We start from the raw sequence: 23958 nt of genomic DNA on the forward strand, positions 1-23958 counted from the left end.
AGCCTAAATAAACAGGCGGTTAAATGCGGCCGCCTGCCCTTATGCTAAGTGATGTTCTTCATGACCTCCAAATATACTGAATCCCGAAAAAGGGTAACTGCAAAATGTACCTTTATTCGAAAAGCAACTCAATATCCTCCTGACTAATCTGAGCAGTTTCAAAGTCCGAAGGTGTGAAATGAACATTCTGCTGACGAACCGTAAAATCAATGATTTGAATTATAGCTTGGACATACATATTCGGAATGAGGACGATTGCTTTTGAAATGACCTGCCAATTGGAAGAGCAAGAAGAACGCGTTGAGCTTTTGGTAATTCTGACACGCTGTCACTGCAGCATGTTTACCAGCCAGATCGAGCTGTAACAGCCCCTGTATGTTTGTTTATTTCAGAACATACCTGGAAATTAGGATATAAAGGATGGGAATTGTATTGTAAAGGGGAAATGTATACACATAAAGTGCCTGGCGATCATTTTTCCATCGTAAAAGGTACTCAAGCCGTATCTGTAGGTTTGGTGCTGAATACATTTTTGAGGTAAGAACATGCTCCTGCTTGGAGGTTGAGGACCACAAGCAGGAGCTTTTATTTGATATGAACGTGTGAGTTGATTTGTAACATTAATTAACATGATGTATAAAAACATATGGTAATGTATGAAAAACCCCCTTGTCTGCTTCCAGATTTTATAGTAAAGTATCCAATAATCAACTTTGTATGAAACTAATATTCACTATCTGTGAGTATTTATCACACATTCTCCATGACCTAACACAATCCTCTTCCCTTTTATGACATTACGTCTATTCCATTACCCTACTGCACCTCTAACACCACTAGATTATGAATGCTGTCTGTGCCTGTATTCTTCAATAAAAGCCTGTCTAGAACCTTCATACCTTCCCTACTACTACACCAATTTGATGAACTCGGAACTTGGGGCTACAGCTTGAGGACAAGCTTGTCATGCCAATCCAAAGAATTGGTATTTATCCGGTATCAACGAATTAACAATATATAAGGTGTGAAAGGGGTTCGCTGCATGAGCAAAAAGTACGTAAAACACAAAATCTGGACCGTATTGCTGGTACTTGCGCTAGGAACTGTTTTGGTGCTTTCCGGTTGTGGGGGATCAGGTGAAGGAGCAAAACCAGAAGCAGGACAACCTCCAGGTGGAGCGGGAGAAGGCGCGCAGGACACGTTGATTTATGGGCGTGGCGGGGATTCCGTGGCGCTAGATCCTGCCATTGTGACTGAAAGTGAGTCGTTAAAAATCGGAATGCAGGTGTTTGATACACTACTGGAATACAAGGAAAGTACCACGGAGATTCAGCCAGGGCTCGCAGAGAGCTGGGAAGTATCACCGGACGGACTTGTCTATACGTTCAAGCTGCGTCAGGGCGTAAAATTCCATGACGGAAGTGACTTTAACGCAGAAGCGGTTGTGTTTAACTTTGACCGCTGGGTTGATCCGAAAAGTCCATACAAATTTGAGGGTGACTCGTTTGACTATTATGATTCTATGTTCGGGCCCGATGGAAGTAGAGTGATTAAGGAGGTTAAAGCGGTGGATGCGAATACCGTTCAGTTTACACTGAACAAGCCGCAGGCTCCTTTTTTACAAAATATCGCTATGCCATCCTTTAGTATTGCAAGTCCCAAGGCTATTAAGGAGAAAAAGGCTGATTTTAAGAGTAATCCGGTCGGCACAGGGCCGTTTGTATTTAAGGAATGGAAACGAAACGATACGATCACATTAGAAAAGAATCCAACTTATTGGAAAGAAGGACAGCCAAAGCTGGCTAAGGTCATCGTTCGTTCTATCCCAGACAACACTGCGCGATTTAATGCTCTGCAAAACGGAGAAATTGACCTGATGGAAGATTTGAATCCAGATGATGCGAAGCAGTTGGAAGGTAACAGCGAGTTGGTAAAAATCGAACGTCCCTCCTTTAATGTGGCATACATTGGATTTAATTTAAAGAAAAAGACATTTAATAATCCCAAGGTGCGGCAGGCGCTGAATCACGCAGTGAACAAACAGGCCATTATTGATGCATTGTTTGCGGGGGAGGCCAAGCCTGCGGTCAATCCGATGCCACCTACGTTATGGGGATACGACGAAAGCATTCAGGACTACACTTATGATCTGAAAAAGGCTAAATTTTTGCTAGCGGAAGCGGGTTTCCCTAACGGACTTCCAGAGCCGCTAACCTTCTATGCAATGCCTGTATCTCGTCCATACATGCCTGACGGCAAAAAGGTAGCAGAGGCCATTCAAGCTGATTTTGAAAAAATAGGAGTCAAAGTCAACATCCAATCTCCAGAATGGGCTACGTATCTGGATGATCTTAAAGCTGGAGAGAAGGATGATCTGTACATGTTGGGATGGAATGGGGACAATGGCGACCCGGATAATTTCCTTTACACATTGCTGGACAAGGATACGATCCCAGGCAATAACCGCAGTTTTTATGTGAATGAGGAACTTCACAAAATACTGGTGAAGGCGCAGGTTGAGGTTGATCAAGATAAGCGTGCGGAATTGTATAAACAAGCACAAGTCATTATTAAACAGGATGCACCTTGGATTCCCTTGGTTCATAGCACACCGTTGATGGCAGGCAAAGCCAATCTTAAGGGTTTTGTACCTTCTCCGGCAGGTATTGAAGCGTACAGTAATATTTATTTTGAATAGCCTAAACGCAAGCAGGCGGTGAATAGCATATGAACTCATATATTGTAAAAAGGCTGGCCATATTGATTCCCGTATTGCTGGGGATGACGCTTATCGTGTTTTCGATTATTCATGCTATTCCCGGTGATCCGGCAGAAACGATACTCGGGGACAAGGCCACGGAACAGTCCAAACAGGCGCTGCGTGAGCAATTAGGGCTGGATAAGCCGTGGCTACAGCAATATGGGACCTATCTAAGTGAACTGGCACGAGGGGACTTGGGCGATTCCATTCGCACCCGGCAGCCGATTGCCCGGGAAATGGTCCCTTATCTGGCGGCTACGCTGGAGTTGACGGTAGCAAGCATGTTTTTTGCCGTTGTCGTGGGTATGAATGCAGGCATCGTGAGTGCCTGGAAGCGAAATTCCTGGTTTGACTATGTCAGCATGGTCATTGCCCTGGTCGGAGTATCGATGCCGATTTTTTGGTTAGGCTTGATGGAGCAATGGATCTTTGCTAATAAGCTGCATTGGCTCCCTTCCATCGGACGCATGAATTCCCGTGATCCGGTGGAAGCTGTGACACATCTAGCCGTGATTGATGCGTTCATAGGTGGACGCATGGATCAGGTGTGGACCGTCATCAAGCATTTGATCCTGCCCAGTATCGCACTGGGGACGATTCCAATGGCGGTCATAGCGCGTATTACCCGTTCCAGCATGCTGGAGGTTATGGATGCGGACTATATCCGCACGGCTCGGGCGAAGGGGCTGGCATCTTTTCAAGTCGTGTACAAACATGCGCTTAAAAATGCTGCGATCCCTGTGCTTACTGTCATCGGTCTTCAGACTGGATCGTTACTGGGAGGCGCCGTACTGACAGAGACTATATTTGCCTGGCCTGGCATCGGACGGTACATTTTTGAAGCGATCAGCTCGCGTGACTATCCGGTTATCCAAAGCGGAATTTTAATCATTGCGTTCCTGTTCGTCATCATTAATCTGATTGTCGATTTGCTGTACGCTGTTCTCGACCGGCGTATTCGTTATCAGTAATCAAGTCGTCAATTGGTCAGAGGGGAGGTTGTCCGATGTCACAATTTTCAATGCAACCCAATAACATACCGACAACACGCAGTCCATTGGCATATTCGCCTGTCGTGTCAGGCCCTTGGAGAGATGCGTGGAGAGCTTTTCGCCACAACAAGATGGCATTCGTCGGTCTGAGCATTATTATCTTCTTTGTCATCATTGCTTTGATCGCGCCCTGGATCGCTCCTTTTGACTATAAAGAGCAAAATTTGGTGAGCCGCTTGCAGCCTCCTTCCGCAGAGCATTGGTTCGGTACCGATGATCTTGGTCGAGATTTATTGACCCGTACGCTGTATGGCGCCAGAATCTCGTTGTGGGTCGGTTTCTTGTCCGTTATTGGTTCAATGATTGTAGGAACGGCCTTAGGATTAATTGCCGGATTTTATGGAAAATGGGCTGATATGATCATTTCGCGCCTATTCGATATCTTGCTGGCATTTCCGGGTATTTTGCTGGCAATTGCTATTGTGGCCATTCTGGGGCCTTCGTTGGAAAATGCGTTATACGCCATTGCCATTGTCAATGTACCAACGTATGGGCGATTGGTTCGCTCCAAGGTGCTGAGTGTTAAAACGGAGGAGTATATTACTTCTGCGCGGGCGCTTGGGGCTAATAATCGGCGCATCATACTCCGTTATATTCTGCCTAATAGCCTGACACCGATCATCGTACAGGGAACATTGGGGATTGGAACGGCCATCATTGAAGCAGCAGCGCTCGGATTTCTCGGTTTGGGTGCACAACCTCCTGAGCCTGAGTGGGGCAAAATGTTGTCCGATTCGCGGCAATATATCCAAAATGCGCCGTGGACAGTTATTTTCCCAGGCATATCTATCATGCTGACCGTATTGGGCTTTAATCTGATGGGGGATGGCCTGCGGGATGTTTTGGACCCAAGAGCAAAGCGTTAGAGCAAAAGTGGTGAGGTATATAAAGTTGAGTAAAGAGGTGTTCTCTGGCCTGAATCAAATGGCTGGGGGACACCTTTTTACATGAGCATTTTGCATAATTCCGTTTTTGAAAATTAGGCATCAGTATCTTAAGCCTGAGCGAACAGCATTTTAGCTCGGTTTCTCCTTGAATTCCAAAAATGGACAGACCTGCATAATTTCTGTTGAATCAAAAATTTAAGCGGTAGCTTTCTTTAATGGACGGGCCATGGCTAACGCAGAAGCAAGCAACACAATGGCATTTAGGTATTGGTGAGTGGTCACCTTTTGAATCCCCCAGATGTGCATGGCATCTGCGGTCAAATAGGTTTTCATCCGAGAATTACAACGTTCCACGCTCGTTCTTTCGTTGTATAGTTCTTTCCAACGTTGCGTATCTCGGTGCGGACTTGAATAGCGGCGTACATCCCTTTTTATATCTACCTTGACGACCATCCCATAGTGGGAGGATGAAGGACTTACCTAAAAGCCCACCATCGCTTACTCAATCCGCCTGCGGAATCGCTGGTAGAGGAGAGCCGTACCCGACTGGAGACGCTACTAACCTTCTCCCCGCTGCTTCGCAGCGTATGGGAATGGAAGGAAGCAATGATCCTATAGTCTAATCTTCAGTCAAACGACCATTATGCCAAAGTTGTTGATAATACGGATGTGTTTTTTGTAATGCTTCATGTGTGCCTTGACCTGACAGGCGTCCTTCTTCAAAGACAAGGATTTGGTCTGCACTTGTAATCGTGGATAATCGATGGGCGATGATGATCGTCATCCGGTTTTTCGTTAACGCTTGAAGGGCAAGCTGCACTTCACGCTCTGATTCGTTATCTAAGTTCGATGTCGCCTCATCAAGTAATAAGATTCTCGGATTTCGTAAAATCGCACGAGCAATCGCAATACGCTGTTTTTGACCACCTGAAAGCTTAATACCTCCTTCACCAACCTCTGTATCGAGGCGTTTGTCCAGCTGCATGACAAAATCATAGGCATAGGCTGCTTTTAATGCGGCAAGTACCTCTTGTTCGCTTGCTCCATTCGTCCCGTACATGACGTTGTCACGAATCGTTCCATTTAATAACGGTGCATTTTGACTTACATAGCCAAACAGCCCACGCCACTCTGTTAAGTTAAATTGCTCAATGTTTTCGTTACCATACAGTATCGCACCTGATGTCACGTCATAAAATCGTTCAATAAGGGAGAACATCGTCGTTTTCCCACCACCACTTCGGCTGACAAAGGCGGTCGTTTCATTCGGTTCTAACGTAAATGTCATGTCATTTAATACATACTTTTCATTATATTTAAACGATACGTTTTGGAAGTGGATAGGTAGTGGTGTAGCAGATACTGGTTTCCCGTCTTGTACTTCACGCTTCACATTGAGTGCTTCAACAATACGATCTGTCGCACCAAGTGTTTTTTGTAAATTGGTAAAGAACGTCGCCATTTGTGTAAATGGCATAATAATTTGCACTAAATAAATCATAATGGCAACAAGCTCGCCTGAAGTGATTGCTCCTGTTGCTACCTGTGAGCCGCCATAGCCGAAAATCGCAATCAATACGACCATCATGAGTAGCGTCATCAGTGGCGAAAGAATCGCAACAATCTTCGCTTCCTTTAAACCGTACTTGTACAGCTGCTGAATTTGCCTTTTACCGCCTGTTAGCTCCTGCTGCTCCGTTTGCGACGCTTTCACAAGACGAATATTCGATAAAATACGTCCTAATCGTCCGCCAAAGCCTGCTAGCTCATCCTGATTTTCTACTGAGATGGCATACATTTTTTCGCCTAATGGATACGTCACAAAAATTGTTAGTGGCACAGCAATCAGGAGTAGCAATGTCATTTTCCAGTCAATCCATAGTAAAACAACAACGGCACCGAGGATCGCAAATAGTCCTGACACAAAGGACACGAGCTGCTCGGTCACAAACTCCTTCACGACATTTGTATCCTGCGTAATGCGGCTCATCGTTTCGCCTGATTCATGCGCATCATAATACGATAAACGTAAATGTAGCATATGTTCCCATACTTCTGTCCTTAAATTCGCGACAACCTTTTCACCTAAACGGCGCATCAGATAAAACGCAATGGCACTTAACATCGCTTGCACAATTAAAATCGCAATGACTGGCAAGAGTGATGTTATGGCAAAACCCGCATCTGAAATTTGATTAATGAGCTTCATCGTTAACAGGGGGACAGCAAGCCCAGCTGCAACCTCCACTAAACTAATGAAAAATAAAAAGACTAATTGCCCCTTCGCCATTTGACTGCGATTCATCAATGCCCAAAGCTGTGAGACCTTTCCTTGCATTACGCTTCACTGCTTTCTTTTGTCATGACCTTTTCAAAACGGAAAAACTCATAATCTGCATCAGATTCAGGCTCTTCTCCTTCAATACTCGGTCCTGGATTGCCTCGGTGATAAAACTCCACAATTTTAAAGCCACATTTATTCACATAAAAATGGATGTTCCGCTTTTCAAAATACGGTGTATGTAACTCCCAAACCTTCGTCTTTGGGAACGCTGCTTCTATCGCTTCCCATGCCTTTGTACCAAGACCTTTGCCGTGTGCATTAGCCTTTGTATACAAGAAGTCCACTTCGTTTCGCTGTGTATCGGGATTAATTTTTAATACGATGCCACCGATTCTTTCGCCATTTAGTACAATTTGACGCACAACTGAATCTTTTGCAGTAAGTGAATGCTCGAAATCCTCATCGGATGGGATTGGTCCCATTTCTGTTGGATCCTCTGCTTCTTGAAAACTATCTTGTAACCCTTTCATAAATGCCTCTTGTAATTCTCCCTTAAATATTGCTAGCTCTTCCTGCGGTACAGGGGCTATCGTAATTTGTTCATTTTGTTTTGTCATCTCTAAAACACCTTTCTCTTAAACTGATTAAAATATTCGTCCGATTGTTAAAAATAGTAGACTCCAAAGTAAAGCACTCACCCCAGCATATAGCATGTACGATTTTAGAGGCATATATAAAAACCGCTGCGTACCCGTAGTTTTCAATTAATTAATCAATATACCCCATGGCATTCTTCCTCATCAACCTAAGTGCGTTCAACACCTTAGTAATTGCTTGTCTCATTTATGTTTTCGTGTTATGTTCGCAAGGAATAGTGTAAGGTATGGAGTAACTCTAGAGTAAAGAAAGAAGTGAAAAGAGATGAAAAATACATTCGAAAAAACATATTTGACAGGCGAATTTGCCAAGTTGCTTGAAATCAATAAAGATACATTGCTTTATTACGATAAAATCGATTTATTTAAGCCTGCAGGCACCTTTGATAATGGCTATCGCTACTACACATTTGAGCAGTTCGATCAATTTGTAGCGATTCAATCGCTTCGTGCAGTTGAGGTACCGATTAAAGAACTCAAAACGTATTTTGACGCGCCTAACGTACAAGCGTTACAACAATTAGCAATGGAACAGCAAGAAAAAGTGGCAATGGAAATTCAAAAGTTACAAGATATTCAGTTTTTCCTAGAACGAACGGTTGCCCTGACAAAAGAGATGGAAGAAGTATCATTTGGAGAAGTATTGATGAAGCAATTACCAGCCGAACCTGTTGTGTATAGCGACGAGAAAATAGATTGGTCGTCGTTATCAATGGAGGAACTTTACGAGCAAACTACGCCATTTTTAAAAAAGCATGGGATTAAAAGTACAGCCGCATACGGTACTGTGTATACAAAAGAAGATTTTTTAAATAAGAAGTTTGAAGGCGTAAGCTACCTATGTCGCCTAGATGACCCGTCAGCAAGAATGAAACCAGCTGGACACTACGCGGTCATTTATCATCAAGGACCTTATGATGAAATCTCACAGACTGAGACTTATAATACGCTACTCGCTTATTTAGAACAGGAGCAGTTAGCGTTAGATGGTGATATTTATGAGGAATATTTACTGCACTCGATTGCAGCAAAAGAGGAAAAAGATTATATTACAAAAATTAGTGTGAAAGTAAAAACGCGTGAGGCGAGTTATCAACCTCTTTAAAGCTTGTTATACTTTACGTCTATCTTGCTAGATAGGCGTTTTTAATTTTTCAAAATCTCTCTCAACAACAAGCCTGATAATTAGGTACATAGTTAAAATGATAGCATTAGGGGGCAATTCAACAGGTCTTAGTTAATAAATAATCTTCAACAATCGGGCGCGTTTATGAAGTAATGCCGTAGAAAATAATCAAACTCAAAACCATTAAATATAAAGTCTAGTTTTATTTTATTATACTATTTACCCTATATTAAGTTTTTTTGGACTTGTTTTTTTATTACTCATCGTCTGACCACTGGCTTGGCTTGATAGGCGATAATGCGCTAGGTGGGGATAGTTTGACGCTTACATATAAATGAAACTCATGTGAGCTTTCCTGAGGCGTGAAAAAAATGTATAATCACTCCAATTGAGTACGTAGGGAGTGAGCTTTATGACATGGCAGGATAAGAGAGAGCATCGACAATTTGCGGAGCAGACACGAAGCGACGCTTCACGGGCAGCATATGAACGGGATTACTCCCGATTGATCCATTCACCGACTTTCCGTCGATTGCAGGGGAAATCACAAGTATTTGGCGCAGGCACAGGCGATTATTATCGCACACGGCTGACACATTCTTTGGAGGTAGCGCAAATTGCGCGTGAGGCAGCACGAAGCTTGCTGCGCCGTCATCCAGAGGTAGAGTTGGAACAGGCTGATAACGCAGGACTGATTATTGACCCTGAGGTGGTGGAGTGTGCATCGATAGCACATGACTTTGGCCATCCACCGTTCGGACATAAGGGAGAAGAGGTGCTGGACGGGATCTTGGATCAACTGATTGAGACGAAGGTAGAAAAGATATCATCCGCCGGAGGCTTCACGCCAGAGTCCAAGCGTGGACAGGAGGCCTATGCGCGTGAGCGACGAATTTATGAGCATTTTGAAGGGAACGCACACAATTTCCGGCTGATTATGTTTTTGGAGAAGCGTGAGAATGTGGATGGCTTGAATTTGTCGGACGCTGTGCTGCTCGGGATCAACAAATACCCGTACCCAGGAATTCTGAACAAAAAAGGGTTGTACCTGCATGAGTGGGAATATATACGTTCTATTCGCGAGGATTGGGGCATCCCTGACGGGAAAAAAACGCTGGAGGCCCAGCTCATGGATCTCTGCGACGATATTGCTTATTCCGCGCATGATCTGGAGGATGGGATTAAGGCAGGGAAAATTGAGGTACACGAGCATTTCTTATATGATCCATATTTGATTCGTCTGATTACGGAGAAAATCACCACGTTGGAGGATAGCTTCTGGCAAGGCTGGCAGCTGGCTGAGATTGAGCAGAAGGTTGCGGCAGTGCTGAGCGAATTTTTGAAGGTGTGGAATGGCAAGATGCCGATGTGTGAACACGATTATTCTCGCACCCGCCGTGAAGTGAAGGCATACTGGGTTAGCCTGTTTGTCAGCAGCTTAGGTGTAATTGATGATGGAAACTGGAAAAAGGTAACCTTCGTACGGGATGGAAGCGAAGATTTGGATATGCTGCGCACGGTGAGTGTATTGAAAAGCTTTGCTTGGGTCACCATGATCCGCGATCTGCGCGTACAGCGTCTGCAAAAACGCAGTGAATGGATGCTCAGACGGTTATGGTTGGCTTTTCTGGACCCTGAGACATCCAAGTCCATTATTCCAAGCGACTGGCTCCAGCGCTATGAGCGCGACCAGGCCAAGGCGAAACCGATCTGGACTTGGGAGCATATGGTCATTGACTATATTGCAGGCATGACCGATGCTTTTGCTGAAAAAATTTATAATGAGTTATATGGCCTGAAGGTAGGTTCTATCTATGACCTGGACTAACGTTTTAATTTAACCCTATATAGTAGAAGAAACTTGTTTAGAACGGATAGAAGGGAGAGAAAAAGGCGCATATGCAACCTCAGTCTTTAGCTACTAACTCGTTGAATCTCGGTGTGCTTGATATGGTACCGCTGCTGTCCGGCAATCGCCCGGAGCAAGCAGTTCAATGGGCGGTAAAGCTGGCGAAACAGGCGGAAGCATGGGGATATACACGCTACTGGACCTCCGAGCATCATGACATGGAGGGGCTGGCTTCTTCCAGTCCAGAAGTGCTGTTGTCTCATATCGGGGCGGTGACGACGACCATCCAACTGGGTGCGGGTGCTATTTTGCTCCCGCATTATAGTCCAGTCAAGGTCGCCGAATGGTTCCATCTGCTGGCAGCTCTCTATCCGGGCAGAGTCGAATTGGGCCTGGGGAGGGCCCCTGGTGGGGGACCTCATGCTTCGATGGCACTAAGCGGCAATTTTCTTCAACATGTGACCGAGCTGCCACAGAAGATGGAAGCTCTATTGGCATTGTTGGAAGGCTCATATGAATATGAACAGACCCCCGTGTTTGCCCGTCCAATGCCAGAACAGCCGCCAGCGCTGTGGATGCTGGGTACCAATCGAAAAAGTGCCGAATATGCTGCGCAGTATTCAACGGGCTATGTATTCGGCCAATTTATGAGTGAACAACATACGGAAGAAATGCTAAGTATTTACCGCTCCAGCTTTCAGCCGTCCACACGGATGGACAAACCACGTACTATGGTTGCTGTAGGAGCAGTATGTGCCTCGACAGATGAGTTGGCGCAGCAATGGGCTGCTCAGATTTCATTAGGCGATCCGGCGATACGGGCCAGTTGGCTGGTAGGAACACCATCGCTTATTGCCGAACGGTTGCGTAGCTTGCAGGTCAAATATGATAATGATGAGTTTCTGTTGGTCACGCCCATTCCCGATTATGAGCAGCGGCTTCATTCCTACCAACTGATAGCGGAGACAGTGAATTGTAGTCTTGATTCCAAATGAAAAAATGAAAAGAGATCTGACATGAATAAACACAAAATTAATACAGATGAAATGAAACCAAGCTACATATATACCTATGCGTGTCATGAAACCGAGCGTGAGTTGTGTCTTTTGGAACTAAAATGCTTGTTCGGTCAGCAGCCTGTGCATAGTTCCATGCTGTTGTCCCATCTTCGGCTGGAGCCGGGGACCAGTCCGTTTATCCATCTTCGTCTGGATATCGTCACCGATGCGGACACGCTGGAAGAGCTATGCGAAGCGGCCTCCAGGTTACAGCTTGAGGAAGGAAAGACCTTTAAGGTGCTGTGCCTTAAAGAAGGGGACAATGAGGCTGACTATGACGAGCGGCGCGGGATAGAACGCCGGATTGGCGCACGTATTCAGGGGCAGGCGCAAATGAAGACACCGGATGTAATCCTAGGAGTCATACGAGTAGGAGAGCGATGGCTAATGGGCATATGCGAGTATAGCGACAGATCGTGGCAGGAACGTCGTCAGAAGCCGCAAAACTATTCTACTGGCCTACCCGTTCTGGTAGCTAGAGCACTTGTGAATTTGGCAGCAAATGATCAATTTGCATCTAAGGGAAAGTCAGACTCCTTGAAACTGCTGGACCCGTGTTGTGGTATGGGCAATGTGATGATTGAGGCATTGAGTATGGACAAGAATATTCGCGGCTGTGATATCAATCCGTTGGCGGTACGTGGAGCACGAGTAAATTTACGTCATTATGGGTATGAAGAAGATCTGGTGAAACTGGGGGATATGAATATGCTCGCAGGCACATACGATGCGGCTATCTTGGACATGCCCTATAACCTGTGCTCCGTGCTCCCTGCTGAAGAACAAAAAAAGATGCTGCGCAGTCTGAGACGCCTGGCCGCGCGGGCAGTGATCGTGAGCACGGAGCCGATGGCAACATTGCTATCCGAGTCAGGTTGGACCATTACGGAGCAATGCCGTATATATAAGACAGGTATGAGTCGGGAAATCTGGATCTGTAAGTAGCTTGTTAATACTGGGTTTTGTAGTTAACCAAATTCAGCGGCAGCTCCTGACCAGTAGCATAGGCTTTCAAATTAGTAAGAAAAATATCTACCGCTCGTTCAGCATATCGGTCTGTATCCCCTGCAATATGTGGCGTAATCAGGACATGCTCCAGGCCCCATAATGGATGTGACGCAGGTAGCGGTTCTTCCTCGAATACATCCAGTCCGGCAAAGGCAATATGTTTTTGTTCCAGAGAACGTGCCAGCGCATCTGTATGAACAGTCTTGCCGCGACCGACATTAATGAAGAAGGCTCCTTTACGCATCGCTGCAAATGCTTTTTCGTCAAAAAAGTGATGGGTCTCTTCAGTGAATGGCAAAATATTAACCACAATATCCGCAACGCCCAATGCCTCATGTAATTGTTCGTTTGTGTACATGTGTTCTACATGGGGAGCTTCCTTGCCGGAACGGCGAACCCCGATCACCCGCATGCCAAAGGCTTCTGCAATCCGAGCGGTTTCACGGCCAATTTCGCCAACACCTGTAATCAACAACGTTTTGCCACGTAATTCCGTCAGTTGACCTTCCGGTGGCTGCCATGTTTTCTGACGCTGCAAGAGAGCCGCTTGCTGTAAATAACGAGTATGTGATAGCAGCATTCCAAAGATCTGCTCTGTGATTGGAATCGCGTGCACACCACTCGTATTCGTGAGTGCTATGTTGCGCTTTTCTAGTTCGGTAAGCGGGAGCTTGTCAATCCCAGCCGACCAGGTTTGTATCCACTTCAGCTTGCTGTCTGGATGTAATGCCTCCTCGGCAATATGCTTGGACCAGCCTAGAATAACCTCGGCCTCACGGATTTGTTCAGACTCCAATTCCTGGGCTTTGCCAATAATCAACTCGTAGCCCGGAGCCGCTGCACGAACCTGTTTTTTTTGATCTTCCGTCAGTTGATGTAAACTTAAAATGCTTCCCATGATTCATAGCCTCCTCGATGTTTGATTCCTTGGAGTTTCCAATATATTCTGGCGAACCATCCCTTCAAGGATAACAGATTGCCGGAAAATTTGCATAATAAGGGTAGAAACAAGCTCGCGGTGTCATTATATATAACAACAAGTGGCTTTACCCTGATCAGGGACCAACCAAACAGCTACTTTTTTGGGATAGGTACAGGATATTTAAAGAAAGGAGAAGAGGTTGATGAAAGATGAATCACAAAGGCTCTTTACAGCGATCGCTCTCCCGGACGAGCACAAGAAAAAGTTACGTCATTGGGTGGAGCAGGATTTGAATCATTTGTCTTTTCGCAAATGGAGTGACTTCAGAGATTATCACGTGACACTTCAGTTTCTGGGTGATGTGGAGACCTCGGTTATTCCAAAACTTGAGCAGGCTTTAGTTCATGCTGCAGCTGAGCATCGCCCGTTCACGCTTGGCATGGGTGAAGCGGGCTTTTTTGGACGTGAAGACTTTCCGCGTGTACTGTGGAGGGGGGTGACCGGACAGCGAGAGTCGCTGGATCAGTTGCACCAGTCGATACTTCGAGCTACCGAGCCGCTGGGTTTTAAACCCGAGGAACGACCTTATCGACCCCATATCACCGTAGCACGTTCGTATACAGGAGGGGAGCCTGTTTCAGCGTCTGTGTGGCAGTCAAATGACCGAAGCGGCGAGCCTTGGGAAGTGGGGGAATTTGTGTTATATGCAACACGAATGGGGCAAAAACCAATGTACCAAATAATTCAAACATTCCCATTAATGAGGTGAAACCCTTGATCTATCAGCAAATTTAGTGATATAGTGTTTCAGCGTTATTCAAAAAGCGCATTTTGGGTTACATATCTGAGGAATGTGCTTAAAGTTAACGGGAGGAACATTATGGAAATCGTTAAAGAACATCGTTGGTTTGCACCTCTTTTGAGTGTGCTGCTTGTTTGTATATTGGGGATAGGCCTCTACGCTGAGGTTCAGCAAACACAGAATAATCATAAAAATGCACCTATGCAATCTCTGAGCTGGTCAGGGAACACTTCGATTCCTACATATGGCGACAGGATGGGGACCCATAACGGGTCAAACAGGACAAGCCCCATCTTTGTCGCTGCTCATGGGCAGCCAAGCTGGAAAGAAATCATGCCGACTCCGTTACCCGCTTCCCAGATGAAGCAGGTGGAACAAGCTCGGAATAACGCTGTTACAGGCAAGAAAAAGCCTGAGGTCCAGCATAGCAAGTCCGCAATCCTAACCCCTCCTACAACCATCTACTTTACGAAGACAAAAATGCTCACTCAGGATGACAAGGCGTTGTCTACCTGGAGCTATCCTGTCTCCGCTAAAGAACTGCTCCTGCTGCAAAAAATAGTGATGGCAGAAGCAGAAGGCGAACCGTACGAAGGCAAAGTGGCAGTTGCCAACGTTGTCTTAAACCGGCTGCGGTCAGCCTCATTTCCCGATACGATTCAGGCAGTGATTTATCAAAAAGCGCAATTTAGTCCGGTTGCGAACGGGCGTCTTCGTCGTGTTCATCCTAACCAGGACTGCATCCGTGCAGTTACGGCTGCTTTGAATGGTCATAAAGCCGTGCCTGATAACACCTGTTTTTTCCTTTCGCTTACGTTGGCCCAGGACCTTACGGTTCATCATTCGCGTACCAAGGTGAAGACAATTGGTCATCATACCTTTTATAAATGAGCATTTTGTATAAATCCCATGAGCGACAAATAACAGCCCTTTCTAAACAACAGGGTTCAGCTTTGTGAGCGTATTTTGTGTGCGCAGGTGAAGCCAGTATGCAAAAGAGGTATAATTGGTAAAGGAAAGTAACCTAAATAATGAAAGTGATAAAGGAGGCGTAAATGTTATGAAAATCACATATTATGGACATTCAGTTGTGTTGGTTGAGGCAGAGGGGAAACGGATTATTATCGATCCTTTTTTGACGGGGAATCCTAAAGCAACCATACAGGCCGAAGATATTCAGGTGGATGCAGTGCTGTTGACACACGGTCACGCCGATCATTTTGGGGATGCAGTTGAAATTGCCAAGCGCAATGATTGCCCCGTGATCGCGGTGGCGGAACTGGCTGAATATTGTTCATCCTTGGGGACCAAAGCTCACGGTATGAACCTGGGTGGTGGTCACCAATTTGACGGTTTTCATGTGAAGTTTACGCTGGCGTTCCACAGCTCCTCTTTGACAGTGAACGGACAAGCCATCTACATGGGAGAGCCAGCGGGGATTTTATTGACCATGGGAGGTAAAACATTTTTCCATGCAGGGGATACTGGCTTGTTTGGCGATATGCGTCTCATTGGAGAAACCAACTCCATCGATGCCGCAGTATTGCCGATCGGAGATGGTTATACAATGGGACCGGAGGATGCCTTGCTGGCAGCGAAATGGCTGCGGGCAAGCCGCGTGATACCGGTGCATTACAATACTTTTCCCGGTATAGAGCAGGACGGAGATGGCTTCTGTGACCGTCTTCATAAAGAAGGTATTGAAGGGAAAGCATTGAAGCCCGGCGAAAGTCTCGAATTTTAATACGCTTTATCAATTTGCGGGAATATACATGATGGTCCGTATGTACATCAGAATTCCTTTGTCAGCCTTTTCTATTCTTTAAGGGATAGAAAAGGCTGACTTTTTTAATGAATATTTATACATAAAAATGATATATTCTTGCATTGATACGTTGAAGCTGTAATGTAAAAGATTTATTATCACAATCATAAAAACTTTGAATTGCTAACACAATAGGTCAATGATAAAATGATAGAACTAATTAGATTCATCAGTGGAATCGACGTGTTTTTCAAGTCAAGCCATTGCATAATTATTGAAAAACATACGCATTCGGCGGACCGTACCGCCTTGAATACGTTTTATGTTTTTGTCCCCCATTCCTCGTAGTTGTTCTTTGATTTACCTCTTGTTGCCACTGTCTTCTATTCGGCCGCCTGTATTTCAGGCCAGCATGACTTTATAACAGAAAGGTTGCGTTCCATGAGACAGACAGGTTTACCACCCAAACAGGGACTATATGATCCCCAATTCGAAAAAGACGCCTGCGGCATGGGCTTTGTTGCCCACATCAAGGGAAAACCATCGCACGATATTGTAAGTCAGGCTTTGACCATGCTCGTAAACATGGAGCATCGGGGCGGTCAGGGAAGTGAACCAAACTCCGGTGACGGAGCAGGGATCATGATTCAGGTTCCTCATTTGTTTTTCCAAGAGGAAGCAGAGCGATTGGGCTTCAAATTGCCAAAGGCCGGACATTATGGCGTAGGCATGCTTTTTGTATCCAATGATTCAAAAGTTCGTGAGATGCATGAGCAGAAGCTCAGAGAAATCATTATGGACGAAGGTCAAAACTGTTTGGGCTTTCGCGATGTTCCAACTTATGACGAAATGCTGGGTAAATCGGCAAAAGCAGCTAAACCAGGTGTGCGTCAGGTATTCATCGGCCGCAGTAGCGATTTGAAGGAAGAGCTGGACTTTGAACGGAAACTGTATGTCATTCGTAAACGTGCAGAGCTTGCTATTCGCTATAACCAAGAGGATATGAATGGTGAGTCGTTCTATATTCCAAGTTTGTCATGTCGCAAGGTTGTATACAAAGGAATGTTGACAACCGAGCAGGTAGGCAAATTTTATCTGGATTTGCAGGATGAGCGAGTGACATCGGCGATTGCGCTGGTCCATTCCCGTTTTAGCACAAATACGTTCCCGAGCTGGGATCGTGCGCATCCTTATCGTTTTATGATTCACAATGGTGAAATTAATACCATGCGTGGCAACGTAAACTGGATGCATGCGCGTCAGGCACAGTTTGAAAGTGAAGCGTTTGGTAACGATATCAAGAAGGTAAAACCTGTCATCAACCCAGATGGCTCGGATACAGCCATGTTTGATAATACGCTGGAGTTTCTGTATCTGAGTGGCCGTTCGCTTCCTCATGTAGCCATGATGATGGTGCCTGAGCCTTGGAACAAGCATGAAACCATGGATCCGAAGAAGCGGGCATTTTATGAATATCACAGCACCATGATGGAACCGTGGGACGGACCTGCTGCGATGGCGTTTACAGACGGTATCCAAATCGGGGCGATTCTTGACCGCAACGGCCTGCGTCCTGCACGTTACTATGTGACCAAGGACGATCTGATCGCACTGTCATCTGAGGCGGGTGTATTGGATATTGCTCCTGAAAATGTGCTTTATAAGGATCGTCTCCGTCCAGGGCGTATGCTACTGGTGGATACCCAAGAAGGCCGCATCGTTTCTGATGAAGAGTTAAAGGAGCGTATCGCATCCGAAGAACCCTATCAGCAGTGGCTGGATGAGCATTTGATTGATCTGGATGATCTACCTGAAGCACTGGAGCAGCCAGAGCCGAAGCATGAAAATGTAAATCAGTTGCAACTCGCTTTTGGGTATACGTTTGAAGAACTGCGCAAACTTTTGGAGCCGATGGCACTTACAGGTGCGGAACCGATTGGCTCAATGGGGTATGATGCTCCACTGGCGGTATTGTCTGACCGTCCGCAACGTTTGTACAATTACTTTAAACAAATGTTTGCTCAGGTTACCAACCCGCCAATTGACGCCATTCGCGAAGAGATAGTGACGTCAACTGCAACGACGATTGGACCAGAGCGCAATTTACTGCACCCAGAACCGGAAAGCTGTCGTCAGATTCGGTTGGATTCACCGGTGTTGTCTAATGAAGAATTTGCCAAAATTCGTCACGTACACCGTCCAGGCTTCAAATCCATGACCATTCCGATCTTCTTTGAAGCAAAAGAAGGTGCTGAGGGCTTATACAAGGCGCTGGAAGGACTGTTTGAGGCAGCTGACCGTGTCATTGACAAAGGTCATAATATTCTGATTCTGTCTGACCGTGGAGTGGATGCGGAAAATGCAGCCATTCCGGCGTTGCTAGCTGTATCCAGCTTGCATCACCATCTGATTAAGCAGGGTACACGCACACGTGTGAGCATTTTGCTGGAATCCGGAGAGCCAAGAGATATTCACCATTATGCGGTGCTTCTGGGCTACGGTGTGAGTGCGGTTAATCCGTATCTGGCGTTTGAAACGCTGGATGTCATGATTCAACAAGGCTTGCTGCGCGGCATCTCGCACGAAAAGGCAGTTAAAAATTATATTAAAGCGGCAACCAAGGGCGTCGTTAAAATACTGTCCAAAATGGGTATTTCCACGATTCAGTCGTACCGTGGAGCGCAAATTTTCGAGGCTGTAGGTTTGAAGCAGGAGTTTGTTGATCGTTATTTCACCTGGACACCTTCCCGCATTGGCGGTATTGGTCTGGAGGAAGTGACGATGGAAGCGCTGGCCCACCATAACCGTGCTTTCACGGATAAGGACGGCAATGATAAGGTGCTCGATTCGGGCGGTGAATACCAATGGCGCAACGATGGAGAAGAGCATTTGTTTAACCCGCAAACGGTGCATTTGCTCCAGCAATCGGTTCGCTCGGGAGACTACGAGCTTTACAAGAAGTACACCAAGCTGGTACAGGGTGAATCTGAACAACATTTGACGATTCGTTCCATGCTTCAGTTGAAGCCTGCTGGTGAGCCTGTGCCGCTGGATGAAGTGGAATCTGCTGCATCGATTATGCGTCGCTTTAAAACAGGAGCTATGTCTTTCGGCTCCATTAGCCAGGAAGCGCATGAAGATTTGGCGATTGCAATGAATCGAATCGGTGGCAAAAGCAACACGGGCGAGGGCGGGGAGAACCCTGCGCGTTTTACCCCGGATGCTAATGGCGATTCACGTCGCAGTTCGATCAAGCAGGTGGCATCTGGCCGATTTGGTGTAACGTCGAACTACTTGGTGAATGCCGACGAAATTCAGATTAAAATGGCACAAGGCGCGAAGCCGGGTGAAGGTGGGCAACTGCCAGGACGCAAGGTGTATCCTTGGGTCGCCGAGGTACGCGGTTCCACGCCAGGAGTAGGCCTGATTTCGCCACCACCGCATCACGATATTTATTCTATCGAGGATTTGGCAGAGCTCATCTACGATCTCAAAAACGCCAATCCACGTGCTGACATTAACGTAAAGCTGGTATCGGAGGTAGGCGTGGGCACGATTGCTACAGGGGTAGCCAAAGGCCGTGCTGACATTATTCTGGTCAGCGGTTATGACGGTGGTACAGGCGCTTCCCCGCAAGGCTCCATCCGCCATGCGGGTATGCCTTGGGAGCTAGGGCTGGCTGAGACGCATCAGACGCTCATGCTGAACAACCTGCGCGACCGCGTGGTGCTGGAGACAGACGGCAAAATGCTGTCTGGACGTGATTTGGTAGTAGCTGCCCTGTTGGGTGCGGAAGAATACGGCTTCTCAACAGCGCCGCTCGTAGCGTTGGGCTGTATTATGATGCGGGTATGCCAAATGGACACCTGTCCGGTTGGTGTGGCTACGCAGAATCCGGAGCTGCGCAAAAATTATATGGGTGATCCTGCCCATGTGGTGAATTTTATGCGTTTCATCGCAGAAGATGTCCGTGAAATTATGGCGGAGCTGGGATTCCGCACGATTCAGGAAATGATTGGCCGTACGGATTGTCTGGATACCGTGAACGCCGATTCGCATTGGAAGAAGAAGGGTGTAGACCTGAGCTTGCTGCTGCATGTTCCTGAGTTGGAAGACGGAAGTGTACGTTACCGCGTACAACGTCAAAACCACGGACTGGAAGAAACACTCGATATGCTGAAGCTTGTACCGATGGCTGCGGAGGCACTGGAGAGCGGAACGCCTGTAGAGGGTACCTTGCCTATTACAAACGTGAATCGGGCAGTAGGTACGATTCTGGGCAGCGAGGTCACACGTAAGTATGGGGCGGCAGGTCTGCCTGAGGATACGATTCGCTTTAACTTCATTGGATCGGCAGGTCAGAGCTTTGGAGCGTTTATTCCGAAAGGCATCACGTTGAGCGTGGAAGGCGATAGCAATGATTATGTCGGTAAAGGGTTATCTGGTGGTAAAGTTATTGTAAAGAAATCTCACAAAGCGACCTTTAAGGCAGAAGAGAACATTATCATCGGAAATACAGCCTTGTATGGAGCGACCAGCGGTGAAGCTTATATTAACGGAATCGCAGGCGAGCGCTTTGCTGTTCGGAACTCCGGCGCACGTATTGTTGTTGAGGGCGTTGGTGATCATGGCTGCGAATACATGACGGGCGGACGTGTAGCTGTATTGGGTGGAACCGGACGGAACTTTGGAGCCGGGATGTCCGGAGGTATTGCATACGTCTATGATCCTGAGGGGACGTTCCTGAGCCGTTGTAATCTGGAAATGGTGTTGCTGGAAGATGTGGAAGATCCTGGAGAAACAGCAGATTTGCGCGGCTTGATCCAGCGCCATGTCACTTACACGGGTAGTGAAGCGGGACAACGTATTTTGGATGAATGGCAGACTGCGATTCAGCAATTTGTACGGGTGATTCCAAAGGATTACAAGCGTATGGTTGAACAGATTCAAAAAGAAGAGGCGACTGGTTTGAGCGGGGATGAAGCTCTACTGGCAGCATTTGAAGCCAATATGCGTGAATTGGCGCGTACCGGGGGCTAAAAAGCAGATCGCCAAATTCACTAAAAGGACTTGCTGAACACCGCTGTTATAGTCACGGCGGTACCAGCAAGTCCTTTTTTCAGGCTAACAAAAATGTGATTTATTACCTTGACAAACGTCATAAATTCTGACATTACCCCCAAAATGTTTTCCTGAAACGGTAAATATGTTATAAAAAGTACCAAATTTTTTGGAATGTAACCGTTTACGTAAGAGTTTATGTCTTGTTATTTATTTTTGGATTGGTTATGATTTTTTTAGAGTACGCAAACAAACCTAATATGCCCATCGTCCCTTCAAAACACAGAATAGGGTGACAGGATGAAGTTGAAGAAGTCAGCAGAAGACAAAATGATTTTTTTATACCGTTATGTATCATTATCTTTAACATCACTTGTTTTTCTGTTCGAAACATCTAGATTAATGGTATGGCAGAAGCTATTACTGATTGTTTTTCTATTTTTATCCGTTACAGCATTTACTTGGATTTACCGTAAATACAGACTTCATGATATGGTATTGAAATGCAGTATTGCACTAGAAACCGCAGGGATCATTTTGCTGTTATTCCCGACCGGAGGGATAAATAGCCCGTTCAAATGGTATGTGATTACTCCCATGCTGGTAGCTTGTGCTCATCTATCCATGAGGTACAGCTGGACGCTCCTACTTTCTTATATCGGTTTGGTGCTCACATTTTGTTATATCTTTTTTACACCAGGTCAATATTTTTTGTGGGATCTTATATTGCAGAACATTAATCTGTTTCTGGTATTGATCGTAACCACAATGGCAATGCAGGTTATTCGCGTCATGAAGGACGAACTGAAGGTGGCTAAAGAACAAGCCAATGAGACGATGGATCATATCAAGTCGATTTATCACATCATGGAGACGACCAGCCATAATGAGGCATTAAATCTGGGTCAGGTCATCTCGGATTACACTGTCAAGCTAACCAAGCAGAGCCGTGCATTTTTCTGGCTGGATAGTCAGGAGGAAGATGCACCGGCAAGCAGCCAGACAGGCTGGACGGTAGAAGAAGAGGAGCAGCTATTCGAAGAACTGGAGAATTACCGGGAGGAGTTCAGGGAAGAGCGCGAACCATTTTTCAGACATCTGCCGGAATGGGGCGACTTTCTCATGATCACCGTACCGATGACGACCCGCTTTGTAGCGACGATTGGCCTCAAGCTGGGACCGGATCAGAGTTTGACAGGAAGACGCTGGCTTGTGCAACAACTGATATTCTTAGCTGAGCTGAGTGCTGTGTTTTTGGAACGCTATGAGCTGGAGCGCATTGAGAATCAGTTGATTGTGACGAATGAGCAGAACCGGATTGCAAATGAAATGCATGACAATGTTTCACAAAGTCTTTTTGGTATTGTGTACGCAACCCATTCTCTCCGGCAGACTTGGTGCCATCAGCCTAAGGAGCAGGTGGAGGAGCAAATTGATTTAATTCAGCAATCGGCCAATCAAGCGGTTAGAGAGCTGAAGGGGGCAATTCATAGCCTAAGCTCGAAAAAAAGCGGAGGCTCAACTTGGTTGGGTACGGTGAAAAGTCATCTGCATACACTCTCCAAGCTGAACCATGTACAAATTGATTTTGACATCCACGGTGATCATTATTCACTTCCGTATTTGTACCAAAAGGCTTTGTTCCGCATCATTTCCGAAGCGGCGGGGAACGCAATCCGTCATGGATTGGCCAAGCGAATTGATGTGAAGTTAAAATTGACGCCCCAAGTGATTAGACTGTCTATTCATGACGACGGAGTAGGGTTTGAGACGGCGAGAATGGTAGCAGGAGGTGAGGCGGTCAGTGCAGGCGGGGGCCTGGGCATGATGAATATGGAATATTTAGCTCAATCGATGGGAGGCGAATTTGATATTTCAAGTCGAATCGGAGAGGGAACACAGATTCGATTGTCCATTCCGGTAAATGCTTATGAATGAGGATTTTGCAAAATCCTTGAATACAATGTGTGAACATTCTGCAATACAAAATCTGCGGTAACAATCGGATACATAGGGATTATGCAAATCCTGAACTGTAGACAGGAGGCCGAATCATGAAAATTGTCATTGTCGATGATCATCCTTTAGTACGGAAAGGACTCGCTGCGGTTATATCCATGCAGCCTAACGTTCAGTTCGCGGGAGAGGCCCAGAATCAACAGGAAGCACTTGCAGTGATCGAGGAAACGGATCCAGATTTGGTGCTGCTGGATTTGAAATTAGCTGATGAATCAGGTCTGGATATTATCAAGATAGCGCGCGGACGCGGGTTCAGAAGCAAATTTATTTTGCTGACCTCTTCTGCAACACGTGAAGATTTTCTGAAAGCGGAGGAAGCCTCTGTAGACGGTTATGTGCTTAAGGAGGCTTTGCCTGAGGAATTAATTTACGCGATTCATCTTGTCAACAAAGGACGCAAATATTATGATCCGGCTATTCTCGAAAATAAGCTACGTGAAGATGCGGGCAATCTCACGGACGACCTGACACCAAAGGAAAAAGAAGTGCTGGTCGAGCTGGGGCAAGGGGCTTGCAATCGTGAAATAGCATCCCGTTTATTTATCAGTGAGTTCACCGTCAAAAAGCATGTCAGTCAGATCTTGGCCAAGCTGCGACTGGCAGATCGTACGCAGGCAGCATTATATGCCAATGCGATTGGTCTAGCGAAGTACGAGCCAACCAATATGATGATGCGCTAACCCCATAAGCTACGCAGTAGTTTCATAT

17 protein-coding genes and 1 pseudogene are annotated in these 23958 nt (G+C 46.1%); 14 read left to right on the plus strand and 4 right to left on the minus strand.

The features are described from left to right. The first annotated feature begins 1042 nt into the window (after positions 1–1042). The 3 genes from PPM_RS05705 to nikC are packed head-to-tail and all read left to right on the plus strand — an operon-like array spanning position 1043 to position 4679. Positions 1043–2698: an ABC transporter substrate-binding protein gene (locus PPM_RS05705; RefSeq protein WP_013369794.1), complete on the plus strand. Its 1656-nt coding sequence runs from the start codon at positions 1043–1045 to the stop codon at positions 2696–2698. A 29-nt stretch (positions 2699–2727) separates the two neighbouring features. Next, on the plus strand, positions 2728–3732 hold the full coding sequence (locus tag PPM_RS05710) for an ABC transporter permease (protein ID WP_013369795.1): 1005 nt from the start codon (positions 2728–2730) through the stop codon (positions 3730–3732). Between the two features lie 35 nt (positions 3733–3767). Beyond that, entirely contained in the window at positions 3768–4679 is a 912-nt protein-coding gene (gene nikC / locus PPM_RS05715; RefSeq protein WP_013369796.1) for a nickel transporter permease, read from the plus strand. A 216-nt stretch (positions 4680–4895) separates the two neighbouring features. Here the strand turns inward: nikC and PPM_RS28360 are convergent. Continuing rightward, a pseudogene (locus tag PPM_RS28360) lies at positions 4896–5171 on the minus strand (transposase); the annotation flags it as partial. Here PPM_RS28360 and PPM_RS29890 point away from each other — a divergent pair. Further along, positions 5168–5323 (plus strand): hypothetical protein, encoded by a 156-nt coding sequence (locus PPM_RS29890; RefSeq protein ID WP_155617161.1) that lies wholly within the window; start codon positions 5168–5170, stop codon positions 5321–5323. The pseudogene PPM_RS28360 and the gene PPM_RS29890 overlap by 4 nt on opposite strands. Here the strand turns inward: PPM_RS29890 and PPM_RS05720 are convergent. Continuing rightward, positions 5320–7038, minus strand: a complete 1719-nt coding sequence (locus PPM_RS05720; protein ID WP_014599531.1) for an ABC transporter ATP-binding protein — start codon at positions 7036–7038, stop codon at positions 5320–5322. The genes PPM_RS29890 and PPM_RS05720 overlap by 4 nt on opposite strands. After that, positions 7038–7601 (minus strand): GNAT family N-acetyltransferase, encoded by a 564-nt coding sequence (locus PPM_RS05725; protein ID WP_013369799.1) that lies wholly within the window; start codon positions 7599–7601, stop codon positions 7038–7040. The genes PPM_RS05720 and PPM_RS05725 overlap by 1 nt, the downstream gene beginning before the upstream one ends. Before the next feature lie 304 nt (positions 7602–7905). On the opposite strand from PPM_RS05725, the gene PPM_RS05730 reads away from it, so the two are divergent. The 4 genes from PPM_RS05730 (at position 7906) to PPM_RS05745 (ending at position 12618) form a co-directional block, all read left to right on the plus strand. Further along, on the plus strand, positions 7906–8745 hold the full coding sequence (locus tag PPM_RS05730; RefSeq protein ID WP_013369800.1) for a MerR family transcriptional regulator: 840 nt from the start codon (positions 7906–7908) through the stop codon (positions 8743–8745). A gap of 433 nt (positions 8746–9178) precedes the next feature. Further along, complete coding sequence (locus tag PPM_RS05735) at positions 9179–10594, plus strand: deoxyguanosinetriphosphate triphosphohydrolase family protein (RefSeq protein WP_013369801.1); 1416 nt, start codon at positions 9179–9181, stop codon at positions 10592–10594. A gap of 71 nt (positions 10595–10665) precedes the next feature. Further along, positions 10666–11610, plus strand: coding sequence for an MsnO8 family LLM class oxidoreductase (locus tag PPM_RS05740; RefSeq protein ID WP_013369802.1), 945 nt, complete (start codon positions 10666–10668; stop codon positions 11608–11610). Positions 11611–11631: 21 nt separating this feature from the next. Further along, on the plus strand, positions 11632–12618 hold the full coding sequence (locus tag PPM_RS05745) for a methyltransferase domain-containing protein (RefSeq protein ID WP_013369803.1): 987 nt from the start codon (positions 11632–11634) through the stop codon (positions 12616–12618). 4 nt (positions 12619–12622) lie between these two features. On the opposite strand, the gene PPM_RS05750 is transcribed toward PPM_RS05745, so the two are convergent. Then, complete coding sequence (locus PPM_RS05750; protein ID WP_013369804.1) at positions 12623–13579, minus strand: D-2-hydroxyacid dehydrogenase; 957 nt, start codon at positions 13577–13579, stop codon at positions 12623–12625. Positions 13580–13805: 226 nt separating this feature from the next. On the opposite strand from PPM_RS05750, the gene thpR reads away from it, so the two are divergent. From thpR to PPM_RS05780, 6 genes are all read left to right on the plus strand, one after another. Further along, positions 13806–14372, plus strand: a complete 567-nt coding sequence (thpR, locus tag PPM_RS05755; RefSeq protein ID WP_013369805.1) for an RNA 2',3'-cyclic phosphodiesterase — start codon at positions 13806–13808, stop codon at positions 14370–14372. Positions 14373–14483: 111 nt separating this feature from the next. Then, positions 14484–15296 (plus strand): cell wall hydrolase, encoded by an 813-nt coding sequence (locus PPM_RS05760; protein WP_013369806.1) that lies wholly within the window; start codon positions 14484–14486, stop codon positions 15294–15296. 169 nt (positions 15297–15465) lie between these two features. After that, positions 15466–16149 carry a metal-dependent hydrolase gene (locus PPM_RS05765; RefSeq protein WP_013369807.1) on the plus strand — a complete coding sequence of 228 codons (684 nt, stop codon included), beginning with the start codon at positions 15466–15468 and terminating at the stop codon, positions 16147–16149. Between the two features lie 462 nt (positions 16150–16611). Next, positions 16612–21210: a glutamate synthase large subunit gene (gene gltB, locus PPM_RS05770; protein ID WP_013369808.1), complete on the plus strand. Its 4599-nt coding sequence runs from the start codon at positions 16612–16614 to the stop codon at positions 21208–21210. 321 nt (positions 21211–21531) lie between these two features. Continuing rightward, positions 21532–23169: a sensor histidine kinase gene (locus PPM_RS05775; protein ID WP_013369810.1), complete on the plus strand. Its 1638-nt coding sequence runs from the start codon at positions 21532–21534 to the stop codon at positions 23167–23169. A 116-nt stretch (positions 23170–23285) separates the two neighbouring features. Further along, complete coding sequence (locus tag PPM_RS05780; RefSeq protein WP_013369811.1) at positions 23286–23930, plus strand: response regulator; 645 nt, start codon at positions 23286–23288, stop codon at positions 23928–23930. Positions 23931–23958 lie beyond the last annotated feature (28 nt).

The organism is Paenibacillus polymyxa M1, assembly GCF_000237325.1.
Lineage (GTDB): Bacteria > Bacillota > Bacilli > Paenibacillales > Paenibacillaceae > Paenibacillus > Paenibacillus polymyxa_C.